Below are 24,356 nucleotides of genomic sequence, written 5' to 3'. Positions count from 1 at the left end.
ACTACTGATAAAGAAGGAGACTAGATAACCTAATAATAGGGCTAGCCCTTCAAGCCCCCAGTTTAGCGGCTATGGCAGACAGCCTGCCCAACGTAACCCACCAATACAGCAGCGGCAGTCCGTGGTAACAGGCACGGCCGTTGACCCGGACCACACCAATACGGTGCACATTGGTACCTGGGTAGACGGCAAATCCACAGGTACCATTTACGCCTCGGGAGGCAATTTTACCTACAATATCCCGGCCCAATATCATGATGGTCAAACCCACTCATTGATGCTCTATGCCGTGAATATTGAGCCAAGCGGCAACGCCCCGGGCTCGCCTTATAAAACGGTCGGCCCTATTAGCATTTTGGTGCACCCCAAGCCCACCGCCCAAATCAGCTGGCCCCCCAACAAAGTGTACGTTGGACAATCTGCAACCCTGAATTGGAACTCCACCAATGCTACTTCTTGTCTGTTTAATGGGGCGACTAAAGCGGCCTCGGGCAGCTGGGTTGGCACCAATAGAACGCAAACTCAAACCGTGCCTCTTTATTGCACGGGGCCGGGTGGCACATCAAATACAGTCAACGCCACACTGACGGTCGTTCCATACCCCAAACCCACGCCTCCAGCTACAATCTGGGGGACAGGTCAAAGATAAACCTGTCTATAGACAACCTGATTTACCAATTCGATATCCCCGCTCAAGTGCTGGTCGGGCAAGCACTTGAGTTAAATTGGAATGTGCCGGGTGCAAAACATTGCCGGATTGAGGGGGATGATAGGCTGCTGGACGAATCTGGCAGCACCAGTATTGTTTTCTATTCAGCCGGTGAACAGCAACTGGTCTGGGAGTGTGTCGATAACACTGACAAACCCCTCGTAACGGAAAGCCGATTGGTGGAAGTGGTGCCCTTGCAGGCGCCGGTATTACAGAAGCAGCAATAAGCTGACCTCCCCCCAATTGGTCCCTGACTCATTGGGGGGGATATATTTGATGCCAATGCTTTAAAAGCGCCCCAGCAATTATTTGCTATCACCTGGCGCAGTTTAGCTTTGCATTAGGCCTTTCCCCAAAGCATCCTTTCTGGGTAAATAAAACTAGTAAAGGCACCTACTCCTTCTCCAAGGTCGGAGCTTGCAATAGGCCAATAGTCAACGGCGATGTCATTTTCAGCACTTCCTGGCCGCTACCATCCAGGCAAGTCCAGGCATGGCCCGTTTCAGTCAATGCTGAATAGGAAATAGCTACACCATCGGACACAGAGATGACAAAATCGGGTTGGCTATCCAATTGACAGGCCGTGATACCCGCCGGCGCATTGATCAAATTGAAGGTTTCGCCTACGCGTACGTTTTCACTGTCCCAACCGGTGATCCCCCCGGCTGTCGGTATATAAATCTGGCCGGAGTTAAACAAATATACCGAGCCACTGCCATTATTGGATTGCCCCTGTATATGGATAGGAAGACCGGCAAGTTGAGTAATTAAGGCCGCGTCCAAGGGGATCTTGAAACGATGGGAGCCTTGGGTATAGCAGAGGTCATCTACCGCTTTTTCCGATGCCATGTCTGCCTTGCCAAAGCCGATTTGTGTCCCACCATTAGTGAAGAGTTTCACATTGATCGGATTGGTATCAAACATCTGACAAGCCCAGCCATTCATATAATAAGTGCCTGACTCCTCGGTCAATCCATCGGCAATCCCCCGAACAATGGACTGTATAGCCGTGATGGTCAGTTCCGGGCTTTTAACGCTGCAAGCCGTATTACAACTCTCGATTTGAAAGGCATACTCCCCGGCTTGATCCAGACCGTGGCTAAAGGAATTCCCTGCAACACTATCCAGCAAAACGCCATTCTGGTAGACCTTGTAGCTGGTTGCATTCGGGTCAGCTGTCCAGGACAGGGTAAAGCTGACACCGGTGGCGACCGTTTCCGCCCCGCTTGGCGCAGCCGGTTGTGCCAACGGAATGGCCGGAAGCATCAGAGTACCTGAGTTATCCAACACCACATCACCCGTCCCTTGAGAGGAGACACCGCGCAGATACAGGGCCTTTTCACCATAGAGCTTTCGTTGCTCATCAGGTAGCCATATCTTGAATCTATGCACAGCGCTGCTGGTATGGCATTCCTGCTCCACCGCATCTTCCGAAGGTTCACTCGCCACTCCCTGCGCAATCAAGCTGCCCTGAGGCGCCGACGCCCCACCGGCCCAAACTTGCACATTGATTGAGCCGTTATCATAGGTTTGGCAAGCCCAGCCGTGGACGTAGTGCAAATCGCCGGACTGCGACAACCAGCCCACCCGACCTTTCACCACCGAGGGTACCTTGACCATCACCGTCAGCGTTGCCCGCTGCGCCTGGCACCCGGCCTCATTGCAGGCTTCCAGTTCATAGTTGTAAGTACCTGCCGCTAATGTCTCGGTAACCTGTTGGGGCATATTCGAATTGATTAACTGGCCATTACGATACAACTTATAAGTGACATAGCTTTCAGAGGGTCGCGTTAGTGTGAAAGATTGCGATTCCATCGCCTCGGATGGCCCGTTCAGGTATGCAGGCTTGTCAGGAGCAGAAATGCCGGGCAAGGTATGGGCGCCGGAATTGCCCAAAGTGTTGTGAGTGCCGCCGATCAGGGATACACCGTGCACATAGAGTGTCTTGCCGCCATGTAATACACGCTCACTTCTCGGGATCAATACCGAAAATCGGTAGTTACTGCCAGAGGTTCGGCACTCACTGGCCACCGCAGCAGATGAGGCGCTATTGGCTTTGGCAATGGCCACGCGGGTACCTGAGGCTGAAGAACCACCCGCCCACACCTGCACATCTACCGAGCGCGTGTCCCACATCTGACAAGCCCAACCGCTGATAAAGGCATCGCCGCCGCTTTGCGAAACGCCATCGATATAGCCGTTGATTCGGCTAACCCTGACCTTGTTGCTTCCACTTTGGCTGCTGCATTGATTGCTGCTGTTACAAGCCCTGACCTGATAGCTATATTCGGCAAAAGACGACAGTGACTCGGTCGCACTGGTCCCGGTAACCGTCTGAACTTTGACGCCGTCTCTGTAAAGCTCGTATTTACTGGCATCAGCAACACCGTTCCAACTGACCGTAAAGGATTGGCTTTGGTTAACTATTGAGGGCACCGAAGGTGTTGAAGGTGTGGCCGGAATTCTGGGTAACACCGTCAACGTAGCCGAACCACTGCCCGTGCCGCCCGGACCGGTACAAGTGATAGTCACGGTTTTAGAAGCGCTCTGCTGCATCATCGGACCGGTTTTATTAGTTGGCACCGCATTACCATTGGTCCCCACACAAGAGGTGGCATTGGTACTGCTATGACTAACGCTGGTGTAATCACCCTCGGTAATCACGCTGGGGCTCCACCATACCGATACCGTTGGCGCCGGGGGCCTAGGAAGGACGGTAAGGGTTGCAGTTTTACTCACCGAACCGCCGGTGCCATAACAGGTCATGGTTACCGACATACTTGACGTTTGCGACCGAGGCACACTGGAGCCAGAGGTGCCCACCGAACTGCCGTTGTTGCCAATACACGTGTGGGCGTTAGTTGAACTCCAGGTACGATAAGTAACGTCCCCCGAGTAGATAGTGCTCGGATTCCACGTAAAGTTTAAGGTAGGCGCCGCCGCATAAGCGTTAAATGCACCGGCCAACAGAACCAATAAACCAGAGTGCCGCAGAACTTGCCGGCCCAATCGATTAAGCGTAGTCATTATCTATTCCTTTAATTACTGCATTCCCAGCACGCCGTCACAATAAAGGGGGTAAGCCTGGAGCATTTAAATCTATTAACGTAGGTAAAAGCACAAGCCTCCGTCCATGTCCGACGTGGCGAGGTTTCTCAGGTTGAAATCTAGCGAAAACACCGAGATCAGCCCTGCGCTTTTAACACGCAGATTTTACCCAAATGGAGTGCTAAGGGGAAAGGGTAATTGCGCCCAATTTCGTCGTTACTTGAAACCTTTCTACCGTGCCCATACCTCGCACAGCGTCGCCTTGTTCTCAGCATTCTTCGGTGAGGCTTTTAGTTTTTATTTGGTAATAAGGAAGATCCTTGAGACAAGCTAGAAAACAGATATCCTATCCATCTTCTTGGACATAACTAAGATTGCCCAGGCTTTTTATTCTATTGGTGAAAAAATGAAAATATGGTTAACGGGCGTATTTGCCCTCTCAGTATATTGTGCCGCTTGCCAAGCAGGTGGGCAGGTGAACTACCTCAATATCCAGGGCAATACGGTGGTCTTTTCCACTGATGAAAGTAAATTGCCCCCGAGCCCGGCCTGTGTGGTCAGCGCCCAGCAAGACAAGTGGGCCGTGTCTCTTCAGTCCGAAGCTGGCCGCGCCGTTTACGCCCTATTGATAACCGCGCTGTCCGGTAAACTCCCCATTGATGTGACAAGTGCCCAGGATTGTGCCGACGCTGACGGGATAGAACGCCCTGAAACCCTGTCCTTAACTCAAACAAACGCAGACACGCAAGGTGCGGCAAAGCCATTGCAATTGTATAAAGGGGATGGTGAAACTTATTTGGGCAGGATAGTGAATACCGAATCATGGCAATACTTGTATCTGTCTCCCAATAATCCTTATCGCTTTCTCGGCTACAATCCTCCTGCCATCAATCCCTACCTTTACTTCGAGCAAACCGATTGCAAAGGGACGGCAAAACTACTTACTCATAACAGCAGCACCCCTTTCTTCTCCGAGAATTTTAACGGTGGAAAGTTATTCAATACGACAACTAATGGGCGCAATGTAAACCGTCAATCATTGTTAAAAACCGAAACCGGCGAGTGTTCCAATACAACACCTATTTGGGGAGCGCTTTACGACCTAGACCTGGAATACGAACATCCGCTGTGTGGTCGTTCCCCTTGCATTATTAAAGAAGGCTGAGCATTAGGTGCGTCAGCCCTTTTTATTATCGCCTATATGCCCATCCGCCAATTGGAACCGGGGATAAAAAGTGATAAAAAGGGTCAAGACAAAATTAAATCAATCTTTATTTTTCCGCCATCCAATCCGTCTGCCGAGCTTCTCTTCATGTAGCAGTCTGCCCACAGACTGCATCATTTGCGAACTGGTGGTGGCACTGCCCGTTGGCGTACATAATAGATGCACATGATTGCTCATCAACACCCAGGCATGAATAGCCACATCAAACTGCCGGGCATAATCCCCTAACCAAGTGACGTGAGCTTTTATATCGCCGTTACTGGCAAAGATAACCTGACGGTTGTTGCCCCGCTGGATAATATACTCAGGCACACCTGGTAAGGAAACACGGGGCTTTCTTGGCATAGGTACAAGCCCTATGGACGACTTCTATACCGGTTTAGTGTTTATTTTCTCTTATCCCTTTTGTCTTTCATCAAGAGATACTCAGAAAGCAGAACTTATCCCATCATGCGAGAGGCGCGCATTCCCCTAATACGCTGCTGGCCGATATGGGCTTTGCATGCCTGCATATGCCTTGCGCTTCCGGCAGCAAAACAAAATTGCCGTTCAAATTGGCGCGTTAGGGTCAGCCAATGCTCAGTATCCAGTCCTAATCGAAGTAATATGGGGCTTTGCGATTCTTCGATATAGCCGCGTTTATTCTCGCAAATGCATCGCCCGGTTTGGTCCACCAACTCCAGATAGTCGCGTAACCGGAATGGCAGGCCTTTGGGCATAACTTGCCTGGGTTTGCCGACAAAATAGGCGAGGTCTTGGGGCTGGGACTTGCGTTGCTTAGCACGCACCGCACGCTGACAAATGCTGGTGTGGCTGGAGGTTTCCGGTGTATCCGCCATCTTCGCCCGAAGCGGATTTAAATCCACATAGGTCATACAAGCTGCCAAGGCGGCTTCATCCAGTAAGGCTTGGGATTTAAAACGCCCTTCCCAGAAACGCCCTGTACAGCCGTCTTCCTTGTTGGCCCTGCGGGCAATGCTCTCATTCAATTGGCGCATAAACCAACTGATATCATACAAACGTTGGCGATAGACTTCGGTGGTGTCATGCACAGCCATCAACTCAGATTGGCTCATTGCCTCGCGCGCATCTTTATCCATAAAACGGCGGGTCAGCAAGGTGCCTTTATGTAAGCTATGCCAGCGGTTTAGTACTTCTTCGACAGACCAGGACAAGGCCATTGCCTTATCCACAAACAGCACAACATGAGTATGATTGGACATCACCGCATAAGCACAGATATCCATTGCAAACACCTGCCCTAACCGCAGAAGTTCATCTTCCACCCATTGGCGACGATGCTCATAACTCTTGCCCGAAAGCTTATCTTCGCCACACAGATAAGCACGGCGCACACAGCGGGATACACAGTGACAAATTAATTGGGAAATATAATTTGAACAGCCAAAGGCTGGCTTCGCAGAAGTAAATTACAGGACGTAATTTATAAAGTAAGGTGTATCCACCAAACTTACCTGCGCTTTTCTGGCCTTTGGCATATCCCACCGTTTGTCGCTTAGTCTTGCTTTAAGTGTAGACAAACTAGGTGGTACTGTCCCTTAACATGGGTGTCTTGTTAATTGTTTTAATTTTTATTTTGTTAACATGGGTGTCTTGTTAATTTTGGGCTTAGTTGACTCTTAATGTCATATTTCCTGAGTGATCTCGATCAACAAAATAATCACTGTTCTGATTTTCAATAGCATCAATAGCTGCACGGACATCAAGTAGGGTTTCTTCATGCGAGGTACTGTTTTCCAGTTGCTTTAAACTTGATAAAACGCTCTTATCAAGCGAATAAGCCAGCAGCATACAAGCCCTATAACGAACTGCATGTGATTTATCCACAAGAGCTATCACACCTAACTCAACGGCTTCACTTGATGATCTTGCATAGCGAATTGAGTGATAAACACAAGAGCTTCGAACTTGCCATTTTCTAGCAGTCCTGTATTTCTCTAACAACAATTTAGGAAGCTCGTTTCCAAGCTTCCTAAGTTCATTAATTGCGCAAAATTCTTTATCTGAGCCAGAGCCATCAAGATCATTTAATAGCTCTGGTGCATTTATTGGTTCTGCCATCTCATATCCTATCACAAAAGGTTTAACTCAACTTTTGCATTGGGGTCATTGGCTCTTATTTGGTCACCGTGTCGAGTGCTGTTTCTAGGCACATGATCATACTCAACACAGTGATGACACCCACCTTGGTCATACTGAATATCCGGCCTATTAGTACCAACTTTATTGCCGTTCACATCAACCTGCTGTTGGTTTTTGCGAATATTCGAAACCGACGGATCTTGCTTCAACTCACCTACGCGATTATCAATAGCACTATTATGGTTGGCGTTTCCATGAGGCTTCGCATTGCCACCGTTTGGAAGCGGTCCCCTCTTTGTAACCTTACTACTATCGGCCAACCTTTCTGCAGCCTTGCCCATTCTTGCCATACCGGCAGCGTTGCCAACAAAAGGCACCATCGCGGCAGCAGATAATGCAGCCCCTTCCATATCACCTCTGGCTAATGATATACCTACGTTGGCCAAATCGGCTAATTCACCAACTACAGGTACAAATCCAATTGCCGTCAGGCCCGTTTGGACTGTATCCCAGAATCCCCAACCTTTATCTTTCTCAGGGTTATTACTTCCATTTTTACCATTGGTATCAAAAGCCCCATCAGAAACCTGCCCATTCTGCGAATTAGCATTACCACGGATTTTACTGGTCTCGCCGGGTGACAGGCTTTCTTGCCGGGACTGCATCCCTTGTTCGGCGCTGTCCTTCTGTTCATTGTCACTCTCGGTGCAGCGGGTTGGTCCGCCACGCGGATCGGCTTGCTTGCACACCGCCACATAGCCCGTCGGATCCGTATAGCTCAAAGGGTTGTTAAAGACATAGGAATAACGGTTCAGGCTCTGACCGTTTTCCGGCGCCTGTACTATGGGGTCGGCCTGTACGAAGCGCCCGGTGACCGAATCATAGATCCGGCCATTCATATGGATAATATCCGCATGATCCACATGCTCATGGCCGGTAAAGCCGCGCTCGGTAATATCCAGCGCCGCTTTAATGCTGGGCTGTGCAAAAGCGCTTTGCAGCGCATTCCAGCTACTACCTTCACGGCGTTTACCGAAAGCATCGTAGCTCATACGTGCGACCAGGTCGCCGTTTTCATCGGCAATCGCCACCACCGAGCCGATATGGTCGCGATGCAGATAGTGCGTCTGATTATTGCCGTTGCTACGCACCACATCCAGCACGGATTCACCGATATAACGCTTGTACTCGGTCAGGCCATCCTCGTGGATCACCACTTCGTTATCTTCGATATAATAGGTGGTGCTGGTTTTCCCGTCGGTGTCGTTATCCACACGCTTGTAGCGACTGAACTTGGCATCATAGTTGAAGCGGGTTTCGGCCTTAGCCGACCAGATCCGCGACGGCTTATCATACGCCGTATAGGTCACCTCACGGCTTAGCGCGCCGTTTAAGTAAGTGTGAGTCTGGTTACCGCGGTTGTCATAGCAGTACTTATGGGTGCTGCCAATGCTGCTCAGTGCATGCGTTCCAGGAGTTACCTGGCATTGACTGGGTTTAGTACCGTAACCGTAGTCACCATTATTGCCCACATCTGACTTACTGCGGATATTGCCATTGTCGTAGTAGTCAACAGCTAAGGTGTTCAGGCCATTGAAATTGACACTGGTCAGGCGATTGAGCTCGTCATAAGCAAAAATTTCCTGCAATTGGCTGCTGGCCAAGTCACCGCTTTTATCGGTGCGTGCCCGCAAATTGCCAAGGCCGTCATATTCATATAGTTGATCCTGTAAGGCGACACTGCCACTACTGCTGAAAATGCTCTGAATGAAGCCGGTCAGAGGATCATAGGCGGCCTGACCTGAATGGCCATTGCCCAGTTCCCAGAAGGTAATATTGCCAAAAGCATCCATACCGTTTGCCTGGAAGTAGACCCGCTCGGGATTGCGGGCCTCTTTCAAGCCCTTGGCATAACCATACTGATAGTCATATTGGGTACCTCGGCTGTCGCCAGAGGCGTCAAACTGCTGGAATACCCTGCCATATTGGTCATAAGTGGTGCTGGTTAACCATTCTTTATCACCAACACTGTGTGTTGTTCCGTTAATACGTCCCCAGCCATCATAGCGATAGGCACGCGTTAACGTGTCACTGCTATCTGTACTGGTTTCACTTTCCAGCAAGGCGCCCACATAGATAAATTGTCCCTGATGCGAGCTACCGGATTTTACTTTTGTCGTACGCCCAGCAGCATCGTAGTAAGTTACTTGGGAGACATTACCTGGCGCCACACGCTCTACCATCTCGCCCAACGCATTGTATCTGTAGATGAGATAGCCTTTGTCCGGATCTGTCATGGACGTCTTGCGGCCGTAATTATCGTAAGCCACGGTCACCACGCTGGTGTCCAGGTTGGTGGCTTTGACAAGCGTGCCCAGCGCCCCGTACTGGTAAGTGGTTCGTTGGCTGTTGGCGTCTTCACTGACTACCACTTGACCAAAGCCATTGAGTGTTTTTTCATTGGTTTGGTCAATGTTGGCGGTACTAACCCGGCTTCCGGCGCTACTGATATAAGTACTTACCACCCGTTCAGATTCGGCATAACCTTCCCAGCTTAGATATTTTTCCGTGCCATCGGCGGCCGACTCCTTCCATTTACGCCCCAGAGCATCGTAGTAAAGCCTGGATGTATGGGTAAAGCCGGGAGTCACCAGATAGGGTTTAGTCTGAGCAACCAATTGGCCATGCTCATTATATTCGCTGTCCACTTGCGACCAGTTTCCGGTCAGCATCTGGGTTCGCTTGGCCACCTCACGACCGAGAATATCAAAATAGCTGCGGCTGTCGGGTGCATTGGGGGTCGATACCGTCACACTGTATGTGGCATTTGCCGGGCAGCCCGTGGAGCAATCATCCAGCAAGGTTTGGCTGTAGCTGCCGTCCTCGGCGGCGGTAAAATATTTACGTCCGAAAGCATCATAGTAGTGATACTGAGCCAAGCCGTTTGCATCCGTAACTGTTCCCGGCAAACCCAATGCGTTGTAATCACTGAAAGTGGCAATGGTAAACAAACCATTAGTGGTTGAACTTAAGAAGCGTCCTTCAGTATCAAAGTTATTGATATTACGCCTGAATACCTTGTATTTATTGGTTTGCAGCTCCGTCACCGACGGCACTACCCTGGTGCCACAGTCACCGGCAAAGTGGTTGCTACACTGCGTGGTGCGGATAAGGTTTCCAACGCCGTCATAACCGTATTCAGTTTTTAGGTACTCTGCCTCATTGCCGGCGGCGCCTAGGGTCTCACTACCAACCTGACCACTGCTATTGTAAGTGATGGTCTTAGTTTGACTCTTGGTGTCGCTGGTGGCGTCGGCGTACGTCAGCGTTCTTGTGGTCGCAACTGACGTCGGCCGTTGAATGCGCCACGTTGACGTATCTTCCTGCTCGTAAGCGTAATCCGTCGACTCTTGCAAAACATCACCGGAACGATGATCTGTCTTGGTGATGCTAAGACTGTCGAGCACGGCATAATGGTCGGCTTTATTCAGCCAGTCACGGGTAGTCACGGCAGTGTTCATGGCCGTGCGTATACTGCCAAGATCGCCATTAGCGCCGTTTAAGGTATAGCGTTGCTCGTTGACCGATTTAGGCTCTACCTGCCTTACTTTGTCATTCAGGAAACTTGGGTGTGCCCAATCGGTCACAGTCATCTCATACAAAGTGACATATTCACTGTTGCCATTTAAGGCCTGTTTTTGCTGTTGGCTGATTTTGCCCGTATAGGGGAAATCCTGCCGGTAGCTGGTAACGGTTCTTTGATAAGTACTCAGATCGGTTTCAGTAATTTTGGCAAAGCCCAATGAGCCACGACCACCGGCTTGATAGCGCAAGCCCTCATATTCGTACTGCAGGGTTTTTGAAAGTACAGAGCCATTGGTATCAACCGCTGTGGCCTGAGTAAATTCAGTCACCACATACAAGGAGCCTTTGGAGTCGAATACCGGCGATGAGCCCCAGTTAAGTGTATGGGCATCGGCATACTTGGAATAATGATCACTGTGCACCAGCGACTCATATTCAAAGCTGGCCGAGAGCCCCATGCCGTTATTAACTGACCTCAGTAAATCTGTGGGTTTATTGTCTAGATTAGCATCGTGGTAGATATGCAGGCTGGAGGTGCCGGTATCGAAATAGACTAGTGCAGGCAGCCCGTCGCCGTCTAAATCTACCCAAAGATACTTTCCTGAACTAAAAGGAACATCTGTGACATCTGCTCCTTTTGAGCCAAAGTCTAATAACTGCCTATTTGCCGCATTGTATGAAGAGGTTTTTGCTTTGAATCGCCCATCAGCATCATTGAGATAGATGAAATCATCTAAGCCATCATTGTTGGCATCTACTACTGAGCGAAGTCTGGTATTTTGCAGGGGGGCATCCACGTGCTCAGGCAAGCACGACACAAAACCTTTTCCAGTGGTGCAACCAACTTCAGAAAAGTCCAAATACCCGTCGCCATTGAAGTCCCCTTTTAGCCCCAATCCATAGTCGCCTAGTTCTCCGAGAAATATAGGTTCTTCAGAAAAAGTGCTACCTATTGTTGTATTTTTTAGTAAATAGTAGACCTCCCCGATCGAGTTAGGACGTTCATCATAAATATCAACAAGAAAGCCCTCTAGATTATAAAAACGGTCAACTAAACCATCGCCGTTAAAATCAAACACATCGACAACTGAGCCGCTAATTTCAAAGTCAAAAGTTGTTGAGTCATAGTTGCATTCCTTAACAGATTCAAACGGACATCTATCAAAGGCATCATCAATTGCTGCATTACTGGGCTCTCCTGCCAGCTCGACTAATCCATCACCAGTTAAATCAGCATAAAGATTTGGAGTAGCGCGACTAAGTCCAGAAGAGGGGAAATTATGCACAAATTCAACTTCGTCAATGCCGTCCCCGTTTTTGTCATTTATCAGGCTTTGAATGCTATACCCCGTCTGCGAGTAACCATCACCAACAGAAAAATTCCAGGCGACCAGGTCTGCATTGCCATGCACAGTCCCCAATTGATAACCGTCAGCTGTGATATGTAAATTCTGGTAGTAGTATTTTGTGCCAACACTGTTGACCACAAAAACTTCTTGTATGCCGTCGCCATCGGAATCTATCAGCTTTAAATCTTTGCCTAGACAATAGTAGTAGTCACCAATACTGACATGACCGTCACAGAATTTTGAAGAGCGCTCACCTTCCGTTGCCATAAAGTCACTTAGCGGGATGACCAGTTTATTCTGAGCCAGCCCTAGTTGGATATCTTCTTCATACTCAAAGGTGGTAGGTTGTAAACAGTAACCACTTTCACTGCCATTACATCGGGTGATACTTTTAAGCAAGCTGCGATTGGATACGGCACTTTGCTCATGGGCAAAGTGATAAGAATTGATGGCCAGGTTGTTGTGATTGTAAATAACAATATTGTCCAGGATCTTGTCGCTGATGATCCCATTCCCCTGAAAATAATGCTTGGCACTATCGGTTCTTGTGGCATAAACAAAATCTACTTTGTTGCCCGAATAGTTAATCTCATCCAGTAGGCGCTGATTGGTATCACTGCCGGCATAGACATAGTCGATTGTGTTGCCGGACGTATCCTGCTTTTGGCTCAGCAACCAGCTGTAAACCTCATTGCTGGCGACATCTTTGCTGACACTGTCGGTGGTTGCACCGTAATACCAAGTTTCACCGCTCGCGCGATGGACTTCGAACTGCCCTCCGCCTGCAGATAAGTAAAGTACTTTGGTAGAAGGGTCGAATTGTGGGCGATATTCGGCATAGTTAGTAAAGTGTGCCGTGGTGACGGGGATCAACCGCTGACCGTCTAAACAGAGTTCATCTTCATTGTTGAACTGGATTTCCCGGTATTGCCCGTCCTGCTCAAAATATTGGCGGCAACGGCGAATTTCCGACCCGGCAGAGAAAGACCAACCCACCCCCAATGTGCCATTTCCGGAAAGACTGGAATAGCTGATAGATACCTGCGGCTGAAATCCACCAATTCCCGCTGGTACAAATAGATCGGTAGACCAAGTGGCACCGCCACTGGTATCAACTACAAGATTTCCTTCGATAGCGCCGGTTTCTATATTGTTATCTGTCAATGTCGGTGCTGACGCGACAACAGGAACACTGGGTATCTCTACTTCAGCGGGCAAGTCAGCAGCATCAAAATCCACCGCCAGCGTATTACTGTATTCCGCCACTTCGTCACACAAAGGGGTATCGGGCTGGGCCGGGTTGATGACGCAGCCAATCACCCGGTATTCGAATTCGCCGGTTTCTTTGCTTATCTCGATGCGGGTTTCGCTAGTGGTGCGGATGCTTTCCCCCGCCTGCGGCCATGCAGTGGCGTCTTTAACCCGTTCTTCCAGACGGTATTGCTGTGCGCCTTCCACTTCGCCCCAGGTCAGTGTAACGGTGTTTTGCATCGCCAGGGCGCTGCCCTGCATTGCGGCCAATAGGGTGAACAGGGCGCCTCTTAGTCCATTGGACGAAACACGGCGTGCTCCCTGCCCGTTGCTTATTGTCTTTCTGCTTTTTTCTACTGACCGCATCTTTTATTCCCTAATATTCCAATAACCGTTGCGATTACACGAAAACCGGCGCCACCTGCTGTTGAGGCGACAAAACTTAAATACTGCACAGGCTGCCGCGGCATTCTGTACCGCTGCAGCCAATGAATAAAAACCTTGGAGGGGGCTTCCCTGCAAAAAAGCCAGTGCTCCAATGCGTTTAAAACTATTTAACCTGTCTAAGCTGGCCCGGCGCCGACAGTGGCGTGACTTCCAGATTGGCCTTTATAAACTCACCAACATTTCTGGGATAACGTACACCGCTGGTATCGGTGCAATACCATTTTGTTTCCACTGTGGAAGGGGTGTAGTGCTTCTCACCTTCCCTGGCGCCGCTCATTAGGTTGATTTCAGACCAGCTTAAATCGGCTTGCTGTTCGTAACAAACTTGCATTCCGGCAATATCCCAATTTAGTGTGGCCGCCTGCCCCACCGTAACGGTGGCGGGTGTCCATTCAAATGTCTTGATGATATTGGCGGCACCCACCGTCACCGCATTTGAAGGCGCAGACCAAGGTGATGGGCATTGACCGGCAGTATCACAGGCTCGCATACGGTAGGATCTGTCGCTTAAGGGTTCCACATTGACCCAGCGCTGGCTGCTACCATAAAACTGCTGGGTTGCCAGACGCCAATCGCCTTGACCATCTCTAAATTCAAGACGGTAATGATCCATACCGCTTACTGCCGTCCAGCTCAGGATAAGGTCGTTACCCTCAAGTTTGGCCTGGGGGGCGCCGATGGCCGCATAAACAGTGACAGCATTGGAGGCTGCCGACCATTCCCAGGAACAAACATCCTGGGCGATACAAGCCTTCATGCGATAGCTACGTGCGAATAATGGCGTGACATTGAGCCACTCCTTATTGTCTCCGCTATAAGTTGTGCCTGCATTCTTCCAATCGCCCTGGCCATCCCTGAATTGCAACAGATAGTGGACTGCCCCTTCAAGGGGTGTCCATGCCAGGGTCAGATCGTTGTGCGACAGCGTGGCCGTCGGTGCTTGCATCATGGCGATAATGCTAACGGCGTTGGATGCACCGGACCAGGCTCCGCAGCCTGATTCATTGCAAGCCCGCATCCGGTAGCTTCGTTGATTCACAGGCGCGCTATCAACCCAAAGCTTACTCGTGCCAGTGTAATTGGTACCGGCCAAATTCCAGGTACCCGATCCATCTCGGTACTCTAGCTGGTAATAATCCGCATAGGTCACCGCCGTCCAACTCAGAGTGTGGTCATTACCGTCTAACGAGCTTTTCGGCGCGCTCATTGCACCCGGTATCGGATCGATAGTGACCGCATTGGATGCCCCTGACCAGGCTCCGCAGCCTGATTCATTGCAAGCCCTAACCTGGAACACCCTTGAAGTAACAGGTGCGACATTGTTCCACGTGGTACTGGTTGAACTAATAGAATTAACCACCATCGCCCAACTGCCACTGCCGTCTTTTTTCTGTATCTGGTAGTAGTCGCTGTAGGTCACCGTTGACCAACTCAAGCTGATATTATTGCCGCTCAGGCCTGCGGCGGGGGTTGCCACAGTGCCAGGCACCGGATCAATGGTAATGGTGTTAGACGCCGCCGACCATGAACCACAACCTGACTCGTTACAAGCCCGCATACGGTATGACCTCGCCGAGACCGGTGTCACATCTAACCACTGCTTGCTGGTGCCGGTATACGTGCCAGATACCGGTGTCCAGGCGCCGCTGCCGTTTCTATACTCTAATTGGTAATTGTCGGCATAGGTCACTGCCGCCCAGCTCAGGGTGATATCGTTACCGCTGAGTGAAACGCTGGGAGTGGCCATGGCGCCCGGGACCGGATCGATAGTGACGGCACTGGACGCCCCTGACCAGGCTCCGCAGCCTGATTCATTGCAAGCCCTAACCTGGAACACCCTTGAAGTAACAGGTGCGACATTGTTCCACGTGGTACTGGTTGAACTAATAGAATTAACCACCATCGCCCAACTGCCACTGCCGTCTTTTTTCTGTATCTGGTAGTAGTCGCTGTAGGTCACCGTTGACCAACTCAAGCTGATATTGTTGCCGCTCAGGCCTGCGGCGGGGGTTGCCACAGTGCCAGGCACCGGATCAATGGTAATGGCGTTAGACGCCGCCGACCAGGCTCCGCAGCCTGATTCATTACAAGCCCGCATACGGTAACTTCGTTGATGCACAGGCGCGCTATCAACCCACAGCTTACTCGTGCCGGTGTAAGTACCGCCAGACAAATTCCAAGCGCCAGCGCCATCCCGATACTCAAGTTGGTAATAGTCTGAATAAGCTACCGCAGACCAGCTCAAAGTGTGGTCATTGCCGTTAAGTGAGCTTGTTGGTGCGCTCATCGTTCTAGGGACAGGGTCTATAGAAATGGCGTTGGAGGCAGCAGACCAACCGGAACAACCAGAGCCGTTGCACCCAGCCATGCGATAACTACGCAGAGACAATGGCGGCACATTGGACCAATAATTACTGGTGCCATAGTACGTGCCACCTGATGTGTTCCATGAGCCGCTGCCATCCCGGTATTGCAACTTGTAGTAAGTCGCCCCACTCGCCGCCCCCCAGCTTAGCGTTAGATTATTGCCAGACAAGCTGGCACTCACAAAGGACGGCGCCGGTGGTATGGGCGAGATTGAAATGGCGTTAGAGGGACCAGTCCAAGATGAAGAGCAGCGCTGTGAATCACTACAAGGAGCCATTCGGTAAGAACGCTGATTAAGGCTGGTAATGCCATACCAAGTGTAACTGGTACCCCAATACTTGGTACCAGAGGTCTGCCAAGCACCATCACCGTCTCGGTACTGCAGCATGTAGTTCCAAGGGTTGGAATAGGTTGGCTTTTCCCACGTGAGAGTCACCGATGTGCCGTTGACACTAGCAACAGGAGGATTCATCGCTAGTGCAGGAAAAGAAAATAAGAGACCCAATAGGGCTATCAGCCCTTTTTTCACATTAGTGTGAAAAAATGAATTAGCGGAAAAAGAAGAAAATGGCGGTAGTAAAATGTTTTGCATAGAGCAGTCCTTGCAATCACGCTGGAAAATTAAGGTGCAGTCCTCTAAGCAGACTGTATGCATGAGTGCGCAACGAGAGATTTAAGGCGTCTAGCTCAGTACAGAACCACTTAGCACTATCCCTATCCCAAAATATCGGAGTGTTTAATGTCCGTGTTTGCACGTTGCCATTTGGAGTGGCTCTGGGAGTACCGGGTAAGGCTGGAGCGACATGGACCAGAGAAATGTTGCCAGCCAATAGCTGTGCGAATATCCCTCGTATTTGGCATGCAGAAATAAGCACAACCAATGCGGCGTAAAACTCACGCATAACGTAAAATCCCTTTTAACAGTTCTTAGCGGAAAAAATAGGCTGGAATTCTAGCAGCGCGAATTGCAATGGCAAAGTTTTTTAGCATTAACTGTTTGTAAAACAGTCTCTCGCAAAGGGAACCATTAATCTGAAAGATGTTTTATTTATTCGGACAACAGATGCCGGGCTGTCTCAACACTGATTCAAGCGCCTGCCGACAACCTGCAGATTAGTGCCCAAGGATTGTTCCGGTGGAGCTTCCTTTGCATTGGGCATTTGGCGATAAGCTTTATTCCAGCGCTACTGAGAAACGATCCAAGTCAAGCAAAGTGGCCCACACAGGAATCAGGAAAAAATTAAATCGATCCGTCTTCCGCGTTCTTCTTCATGTAGCCGTTGGTCCGTTAAGCTCTCACCTTGTTCAACAAATCGTTCGTTACCCAGCACCAGGCCCTGTAGATCACTTTTATACCCGTTCAGTGTTTAATTTTGTTCTTTCCCTTTAATCTTTATCCAAGAGATAGCCAGGAAGCGGAACTTATCCCATCATTCGAGAGGCACTCATCCCCCTAATGCGCTCTTGACCAATATGGGCTTTGTATTCCTGCATATGCTTTGCCGTACCGGCGGCAAAACAGAACTGCTGTTCAAATTGGCGCGCCAGGGTCAGCCAATGCTCGGCGTCCAGCCCCAAGCGCTGTAATATGGGGCTTTGCGATCCTTCGATATAGCCGCGTTTATTCTCGCGAATACATCGCCCGGTTTGGTCAACGAGTTCCAGATAGTCTCGTAATCGAAACGGCAGGCCTTTGGGCATAACTTGCCTGGGGTTACCGACAAAATGGGCGAGCTCTTGGGGCTGGGCTTTGCGTTGTTTTGCACGCACCGCACGCTGACAAATGCTGGTGTGGGCTGAGGCTTCCGGTGTATCTGCCATCTTGGCCCGTAGCGGATTTAAATCCACATAGGCCATACAAGCCGCCAAGGCCGCTTCATCCAGTAGGGCCTGGGATTTAAAACGCCCTTCCCAGAAACGCCCTGTACAGCCGTCTTCCTTGTTGGCCCTGCGGGCAATGCTCTCATTCAATTGGCGCATAAACCAACTGATATCATACAATCGCTGACGGTAGACTTCGGCGGTGTCCTGCACAGCCATCAGCTCGGATTGACTCATCGCCTCGCGCGAATCTTTATCCATAAAACGGCGGGTCAGCAAGGTGCCTTTATGTAAGCTATGCCAGCGGTTTAGTACTTCTTCGACAGACCAGGATAAGGCCATTGCTTTGTCCACAAACAGCACCACATGAGTATGATTGGACATCACCGCATAAGCACAGATATCTATCGCAAACACCTGTCCTAACCGCAGAAGTTCATCTTCCACCCATTGGCGGCGATGCTCATAACTCTTGCCCGAATGCTTATCTTCGCCACACAGATAAGCACGGCGAACACAGCGAGATACGCAGTGGTAATAGGGGGTATCCTCCAAACTTACCTGCGCTTTTCTGGCCTTAGGCATATACCACCCTCTTGTCGCTTAGTCTTGCTTTAAGTGTAGACCAATTAGGTGATACTGCCCGTTAACATGGGTGTCTTATTAACTTACTTAGTTGCTTTTTGTTACTTTTTCAAAAAGTTTCTTGTTAATTGGTTAAAACTATGGCTGTAATGTTTTTTATTCTTAAGCCATACATCTACACCATCCAACCTAGGAAGTTCATGTAGCTCTCCATCTTCGAAATAAACGTCACCCAAATTTAACAATTTTAGAGACCGAAGGTTTTTTAGATTTCGATCGGAACTAAAAGCTCCGCAACCATCTAAGTCAACTTCCTCAATGCTGGAAATGGAGAAAATAGGATCCAGTTTTTCAACCTTTTTACAGGATTTTATCTCTATCCTCTCCAAATCCAATTGAGATACAGCACTAATATCTAGCAACTTAGAACATCCGTACAAACAAAGCGATTTTAATTTTCTCAAGTTACCAATACCATCAACACTAATTATTTTTGACTTAATAATATCCAAGCGTGTTAACGACTCGCTTACACAAAACTGACCTAAATCTTCTGCAGCGAAGTTATTTACAACCAAGGTCTCCAAATGACTACAATTAAACAAAGATGAAAAACACGCCCTCCAATCAACCCTCAGGTCTTTTAAATTATCAAAAAAATCAAACCGGCAAGATTTTTTTACCTTGGGACATTCAAGATAAACCACCTCGAGATCACTCAAATACTCCAAGGGCGTCAAGTCCTGAATCAAATTATCGTATAAATATATCCCCTTAACACCCTTTATCTCTTCTAGAAAATCTATCGAACCTGCTGGCCATCCGAAACTACAGTTTAGTAAAACAGACTTAATATCATTCTGCTTTATCACTGATAAAATCTCATCATCAAATGGCGCATATAAATTCAACCTTTTCCCAAAGTATTCATCATTACAGATTGCGTACTTCTTGTGATTCATATCCAAATCAACTCTCCATCAGTTACAACCGCCTTTTTGAGCCCCCATTCCAGAGCATACTTTCCAAACAACACCACTCATTCCATTGTCACTTCTCTTTACTGGATTAATCTTATTTGAAACTAAATCTGACTTTGCACCGACGCCATTTGTAATAGTATCAATTTCAGATTGTTCAGCAATTTCCCTATCACGCTTATTTCCGTCAACCTTATTCGTCGACAGGGTACCAGCCTTCCCTTCTTTAAACTTGTTTTTTGATGCGTGTTGCTGCAGGCGTTTCATAACGTCTTCAGACTGACCAACATAGTCTTGGTTACCTTCTTTAAACCGATAAGTACCTGAAATCTTCGTTCTATCTTTTATCGAAAAACGCATGGCCTTCTTCAAGCCATACTTGGCTATATTTTTGGCCGTTGGAGCTGGGATACCGGTTGTTTGTTCGAAAACCTCTCCGCCAACTTCTTTTAGAATCCAAATCGCAACAACAACTAGCGGAATCTCGCCACTTGGATCCGTATAGTTCATGGGATCATTGCCAACGTAGGCGTACATATTCGTGTCTGCCACATAGCCCACAGGGTCGGTTTGCAGGAATCGCCCTAGCTTTGGATGATAAATCCGTGCTTTGTAGTAATAGAGGCCAATATCGTCCAGCCATAGCTGGCCGGTATAACCAAAGCGGCCCTGATTGAGGATGGAGGGAATACCGTATGCGTCATAGGTGTTAATCGCATCCATTGTGCCGTTGCTAAGCGTTGCAGCCACAATAGATTGCTGGTAATCCGCATGCAGATAACGCAATGCGCTGTTGGTCACGCTGCTACCCGCGTACTCTATTAGTGGATCATCAATCCCCGCACCATGCAGATAGCGCTTTAACATGGTGGTGCCGTTGTATTCGCCCACCAGTGCATCGCCGTCGTAAAGGAAGCTGATGGTCTTGCCACCGGCGATCAACTGAGCTAATCGTCCCAAGGGATCATATTTCAGTGTGGCTGCAGTTGGTCCCGTCACCGACACCAGCCTGTTTTCTACGTCGTACCCATAGGTCAAGCCGGCATAAGTCAGCATATTGCCGTTATCATCATGGGTTACAGCCTGGCCGTTTATTTCCGTATACTGGTTTAACCCATTAGGGATGTAAGTACCGGTAATATTTTCATTGCCCTTATAGGTGTAGAGGGAATTGCTGATCTCTTTGGTGGCGACCTGACTGGCGGGGTTATAGGTAAAGGTAAAATCCACCTTAGCCAAGTTAATATTCTGGCTTAACCCCTGTAAACGACCGATTTCGTCATATTGATAAGCGGTATTATTGCTCTCCCCCTGCCTGGCAAGAGATTCTAGCGCACCATCCTCATAGTATTTTTGGGAGACGAGTTGCGTTGTTCCTTTGCGAATGCCGGACAATCTGTCTAGCTGATCGTACCCGTAATCAAATGCCTGATTATCGGGGAAGGTGATTTTTTCGCGATTACCATTTTTATCATGTTGATAGCTTAGCTTTCTCGACACGCCAAAAGAGTTATCGGTCACGCTATCCAAACGACCAAAATCGTCAAATTTATAAACAACGCCTTGCCCCGAATCGGCACCAAAGCGTGCATGCAGCTGCAAGCCCCTTAGGTCGTAATCATAGTAGACGTCTTTGTCTGTCGAGCCGGGGATATCCTTAACAATTTGCTGATTCAGGTTGTCATAAACATAGGTAATCACACTACCATCACGTTTACGCAGCGAGGTACGGTTGCCGTTTAAATCATAACCGTATTTCTCAAAATCGGACGAACTATAGGTACCGGCACCGGCCACTTCTTTGCTGGGGAAATGTAAGTATTCCAGCAGGCCGTAATTATTGTATTTATAGTGGGTTAAATTACCGTTGGCATCCTTGGTGTGGGTCAGCCGGGCGCCATCATAGGTATTATCCCGGTATGTTTGTGCGATACCGGTGCCCACTGCGCGCTCTTCGGTTAAGACAAGGTCAAACCCGTTATATGTATAGCGGGTAATGCGATCCGAGCCGTACACATCTTCGGTGCCTAAATCACAAGCCGACGCTGGCAGTGCAGCATAAGCGGCGGGGTTCATCCGCACCGTTTTGCACCTTACCCGCCCATGTGCATCATAACTGTAATGGGTTAACGCCTGACTGTCGCCGTAGGCATTTTGACTGGCTACCGTGGATTTACGCCCTTGGGCATCATAGGTAAAGGCCTGTCTGCTTCGAACGACAAAGCCCGACCAGTTTTTGGGCTTTATGCTCTCGTCCTGCCAGGTGGTGAGATAGCCGCTTTCAACCAGCGTTAACAGCCCGCGGGCATTGTAGGTGTTTCTTGTGGCTAAATGGGTAAGTACCCCCTGGCCATCGGGATCCGGCGAAATCACTCCGGTCACCTGACCCGCCAGGTTGTATCTTTTGGCTTCCGTGTAATCCGCAGCAGACTGCGCCGCTTGTGCCGACCATGAAACCACAGCCAGGGCCAGTGCCAGTGCCTGCGCCACCAGGGCAGTTTTCATTAATTTAAAATGAATCATGAAAAAATCCTTTTAGTAAGCGCAAGAAGCAAGATTGGCTTTAGGTTTGGTTTCACCAATCAGATTCCCGTAAATATCATAGCGATAGCAGGTTCTTAGCGACGCACCGCCAGGGCCGGTGACAACCTTGCCAATCATAAAGAGGTTATTGTTTTCATATTCATAAGAAACAACCACTTCATCGTTTGCAACACAGGCAGTACCGTTGTAATTGCTGTTAATACAGTATTTTTCGGTGGCTAACAGATAAATGCCGTCCGATGAACCCGCAGCAAATTTTTGTTCATAGCTATAACGGGTATGCGGACGAATACCATGCTCATTCGCTGGTTTTTTGATGGTGGCGACCTGGCCGGACTCCGTATGATAGGTGTAATCCGTTACATTGCCCTTGGCGTCAGATGTCCAGGAGGGTTGATTACAGACTTTGATATTGTCGCAAGTAACGGGGTAGCCTGCTTCTCTTACGGTGGAAACCGTTGCCCTGGAAGTGCCGTTGTGTGCCCAGGTTTCGATTTTTGTCAGGTTACCGCGAGCATCATAAGAATATTCGGAATAGTCTTTTGTCAGATTATCGCTAACAGACTTTACCTTGTTTCTGAAGGACTGTTCGAGAATAGTTAACTGCTTCCAGCTACTGACTTTGTCTATCACACCTGTAGAGCCGTTAAAAAGTACTTGATCGATTTGCTGATAATCGCCACCGCCAAAGTTTCCTGTGCCGATGGTAGCGTGTGCGTTGCTAATGGGTTCGTTGAAATCATAGCCAAGGGTGCCTTGATCACTGACCGAGGTGTTTAACTTAATAAAATGAGCGCTTCGTTCAGCACAAGATCTGTTACCGGGGTCATCTCGGTAGGTATAGGTAATGTTTTGGACCGTACTTGTCAGCTCCTTTATCCCCACCAGCTTGACATCTGTTATTGGCTCCAACATACCGCAATCTTCATAGGTATTGGATTGCCTTAAATCGAAATAATATTCCACATTCCCGCCTTGTGGATTAGTCATTCGATAGGTTGTGGGACCGGTGAGCATTACATTTGGCATGCCTTGAGGCCAGCTATACTTTGCCTGCGGCCACTCATTAACCAGTTCACAGGTAACCGCATCGGCGTCGCAATACTCCACCGCTGAATTAATGCCGACAACACTGGTTGGCATCATCTTTGACCACTGATATCCCGATTGAATATTGTAATTATATTTAAGCTGGAAATTGGTGTTGGTGGATACATTGGTGATATAGCCGAACATAGTGTATTCAGCACCGGCGTCACGGTTTTTGTGCTCAATATTTACTTTGAAGCCATTGGGATAAAGGACTTCAGTAAGCAGTGCGTATTTAAAGTCACTGTTTCGGTAAGGTCCATTTCCAAAAGGCTTTGGCTCTGTATTGGCAGTGGTTAGGCCAAAGGTGGCAATTGTGCCATTAGCAGTAGTTAGCACGTAGCCAACATTTTGCACAAACTCCAGTTTGCTTGCTGCATCATGTGGCGTCAGGCTGCCGTCACTTTCAACCGTGAATTTGGCGCTTACCGGCCCCGAGATTTGTAAGAAGGTTTTTAAAGAACTCCCCTGTCCCATGTGGGTATCTTTCAAAATACCAAAAAAACTATCTATCGCGCCGTTTGAAACAGAGTGCTGAATACCAAGCTTACCGCCTATGCTAACATCGGGCTGCGTGTGGTAAATTGACCCACTGCCATAATTAACATGGTTGTAATCATTCACCACATATTCAGGAATTTTGAAATATTCATTTGCCGCCGTGTTTGATGCTAAAGGCAAGACAAAAAATGACACTGCTAATGTAGTTGTAAGTCTCATTGATTTACTCCGGTCGCGACAACGGATTTCCTGTTTCCAGCGGCATCATATTCATAATCCCGATCGCCATTGTAAGGGTCTATCACTTTTATAAGTCGTCCCAACGCATCATATTGATAGGTTAATGTCACGGCAGTATCGGCGCCGCCAAGCACCTCTAAGCTATTACTGAATTCCGCTACCGTTTCACACAGGGTGGTGAGATCCGTCGGATTGTAGACGCAACCAATCACTTTGTAGGTGTAAGTTTTGCCATCTTCAATTGAGCTATCCACATAGGACTGTCCATTATCAATAAAGAATGCCGTATCAAAACTGTTGTTTTGGGCAATGCTGCCATCAGCGCGCACCAGCTTGTATGTGGTTGCCCCTTCAACGCTATCCCAAACCAGTGAAACCTCTGCTGCCTGCAGAGCGAAAACACTGAAAGTGGCGCATGTTAAAACAAGGTTTTTAATTTTTTGGCCATTTAGTGAGTACAACCTAGGCTTCACTGAAAATCTGTGATTTAGAGCGGACATTCCCTCTCCTTG

At 48.8% G+C, this 24,356-nt stretch carries 14 protein-coding genes; 2 read left to right on the top strand and 12 right to left on the bottom strand.

Annotation, left to right across the window (positions count from 1 at the left end):
* Positions 1–49 precede the first annotated feature (49 nt).
* Positions 50–265: a hypothetical protein gene (locus P2G88_RS01125; protein WP_275793763.1), complete on the bottom strand. Its 216-nt coding sequence runs from the start codon at positions 263–265 to the stop codon at positions 50–52.
* A 275-nt stretch (positions 266–540) separates the two neighbouring features.
* Here P2G88_RS01125 and P2G88_RS01120 point away from each other — a divergent pair, with 275 nt between their 5' ends.
* Positions 541–936, top strand: a complete 396-nt coding sequence (locus P2G88_RS01120) for a hypothetical protein (RefSeq protein ID WP_275793762.1) — start codon at positions 541–543, stop codon at positions 934–936.
* Between the two features lie 166 nt (positions 937–1,102).
* On the opposite strand, the gene P2G88_RS01115 is transcribed toward P2G88_RS01120, so the two are convergent.
* Positions 1,103–3,736 carry a hypothetical protein gene (locus P2G88_RS01115; RefSeq protein ID WP_275793761.1) on the bottom strand — a complete coding sequence of 878 codons (2,634 nt, stop codon included), beginning with the start codon at positions 3,734–3,736 and terminating at the stop codon, positions 1,103–1,105.
* A 427-nt stretch (positions 3,737–4,163) separates the two neighbouring features.
* Between P2G88_RS01115 and P2G88_RS01110 the strand changes: the two genes are divergently transcribed.
* Positions 4,164–4,922, top strand: a complete 759-nt coding sequence (locus P2G88_RS01110) for a hypothetical protein (protein WP_275793760.1) — start codon at positions 4,164–4,166, stop codon at positions 4,920–4,922.
* A gap of 99 nt (positions 4,923–5,021) precedes the next feature.
* On the opposite strand, the gene P2G88_RS01105 is transcribed toward P2G88_RS01110, so the two are convergent.
* From P2G88_RS01105 to P2G88_RS01060, 10 genes are all read right to left on the bottom strand, one after another.
* Positions 5,022–5,327, bottom strand: coding sequence for a transposase (locus P2G88_RS01105; RefSeq protein ID WP_275793759.1), 306 nt, complete (start codon positions 5,325–5,327; stop codon positions 5,022–5,024).
* Between the two features lie 95 nt (positions 5,328–5,422).
* Positions 5,423–6,373 carry a transposase gene (locus P2G88_RS01100; protein ID WP_275793912.1) on the bottom strand — a complete coding sequence of 317 codons (951 nt, stop codon included), beginning with the start codon at positions 6,371–6,373 and terminating at the stop codon, positions 5,423–5,425.
* Between the two features lie 238 nt (positions 6,374–6,611).
* Complete coding sequence (locus P2G88_RS01095; RefSeq protein ID WP_275793758.1) at positions 6,612–7,064, bottom strand: hypothetical protein; 453 nt, start codon at positions 7,062–7,064, stop codon at positions 6,612–6,614.
* A gap of 11 nt (positions 7,065–7,075) precedes the next feature.
* Positions 7,076–13,636, bottom strand: a complete 6,561-nt coding sequence (locus P2G88_RS01090; RefSeq protein WP_275793757.1) for an RHS repeat-associated core domain-containing protein — start codon at positions 13,634–13,636, stop codon at positions 7,076–7,078.
* 184 nt (positions 13,637–13,820) lie between these two features.
* Positions 13,821–16,472 carry a hypothetical protein gene (locus P2G88_RS01085; RefSeq protein ID WP_275793756.1) on the bottom strand — a complete coding sequence of 884 codons (2,652 nt, stop codon included), beginning with the start codon at positions 16,470–16,472 and terminating at the stop codon, positions 13,821–13,823.
* 1,034 nt (positions 16,473–17,506) lie between these two features.
* A complete protein-coding gene (locus P2G88_RS01080) occupies positions 17,507–18,490 on the bottom strand; it encodes a transposase (RefSeq protein ID WP_275793755.1) in 984 nt (327 codons plus the stop codon).
* A 101-nt stretch (positions 18,491–18,591) separates the two neighbouring features.
* The gene (locus P2G88_RS01075) at positions 18,592–19,458 is read right to left on the bottom strand and encodes a hypothetical protein (RefSeq protein ID WP_275793754.1); all 867 of its coding nucleotides are present in this window, start codon (positions 19,456–19,458) and stop codon (positions 18,592–18,594) included.
* A 12-nt stretch (positions 19,459–19,470) separates the two neighbouring features.
* The gene (locus P2G88_RS01070; RefSeq protein ID WP_275793753.1) at positions 19,471–21,993 is read right to left on the bottom strand and encodes an RHS repeat-associated core domain-containing protein; all 2,523 of its coding nucleotides are present in this window, start codon (positions 21,991–21,993) and stop codon (positions 19,471–19,473) included.
* A gap of 12 nt (positions 21,994–22,005) precedes the next feature.
* On the bottom strand, positions 22,006–23,823 hold the full coding sequence (locus tag P2G88_RS01065) for a hypothetical protein (RefSeq protein WP_275793752.1): 1,818 nt from the start codon (positions 23,821–23,823) through the stop codon (positions 22,006–22,008).
* Positions 23,820–24,344, bottom strand: a complete 525-nt coding sequence (locus tag P2G88_RS01060) for an RHS repeat domain-containing protein (protein ID WP_275793751.1) — start codon at positions 24,342–24,344, stop codon at positions 23,820–23,822. The genes P2G88_RS01065 and P2G88_RS01060 overlap by 4 nt, the downstream gene beginning before the upstream one ends.
* Positions 24,345–24,356: the final 12 nt, after the last annotated feature.

The organism is Aliiglaciecola sp. CAU 1673 (genome assembly GCF_029223185.1).
Lineage (GTDB): Bacteria > Pseudomonadota > Gammaproteobacteria > Enterobacterales > Alteromonadaceae > Bowmanella.
Note: the sequence above shows the minus strand (reverse complement) of the source record. Positions and strands in the feature narration are given on the sequence as shown.

Bases quoted from the DNA above. Each gene is read 5' to 3' on its own strand.
- P2G88_RS01115 (WP_275793761.1), bottom strand. From the start codon at position 3,736: ATGACTACGCTTAATCGATTGGGCCGGCAAGTTCTGCGGCACTCTGGT.
- P2G88_RS01110 (WP_275793760.1), top strand. From the start codon at position 4,164: ATGAAAATATGGTTAACGGGCGTATTTGCCCTCTCAGTATATTGTGCC.
- P2G88_RS01105 (WP_275793759.1), bottom strand. From the start codon at position 5,327: ATGCCAAGAAAGCCCCGTGTTTCCTTACCAGGTGTGCCTGAGTATATT.
- P2G88_RS01095 (WP_275793758.1), bottom strand. From the start codon at position 7,064: ATGGCAGAACCAATAAATGCACCAGAGCTATTAAATGATCTTGATGGC.
- P2G88_RS01090 (WP_275793757.1), bottom strand. From the start codon at position 13,636: ATGCGGTCAGTAGAAAAAAGCAGAAAGACAATAAGCAACGGGCAGGGA.
- P2G88_RS01085 (WP_275793756.1), bottom strand. From the start codon at position 16,472: ATGCTGCAGTACCGAGACGGTGATGGTGCTTGGCAGACCTCTGGTACC.
- P2G88_RS01080 (WP_275793755.1), bottom strand. From the start codon at position 18,490: ATGCCTAAGGCCAGAAAAGCGCAGGTAAGTTTGGAGGATACCCCCTAT.
- P2G88_RS01070 (WP_275793753.1), bottom strand. From the start codon at position 21,993: ATGATTCATTTTAAATTAATGAAAACTGCCCTGGTGGCGCAGGCACTG.
- P2G88_RS01065 (WP_275793752.1), bottom strand. From the start codon at position 23,823: ATGAGACTTACAACTACATTAGCAGTGTCATTTTTTGTCTTGCCTTTA.
- P2G88_RS01060 (WP_275793751.1), bottom strand. From the start codon at position 24,344: ATGTCCGCTCTAAATCACAGATTTTCAGTGAAGCCTAGGTTGTACTCA.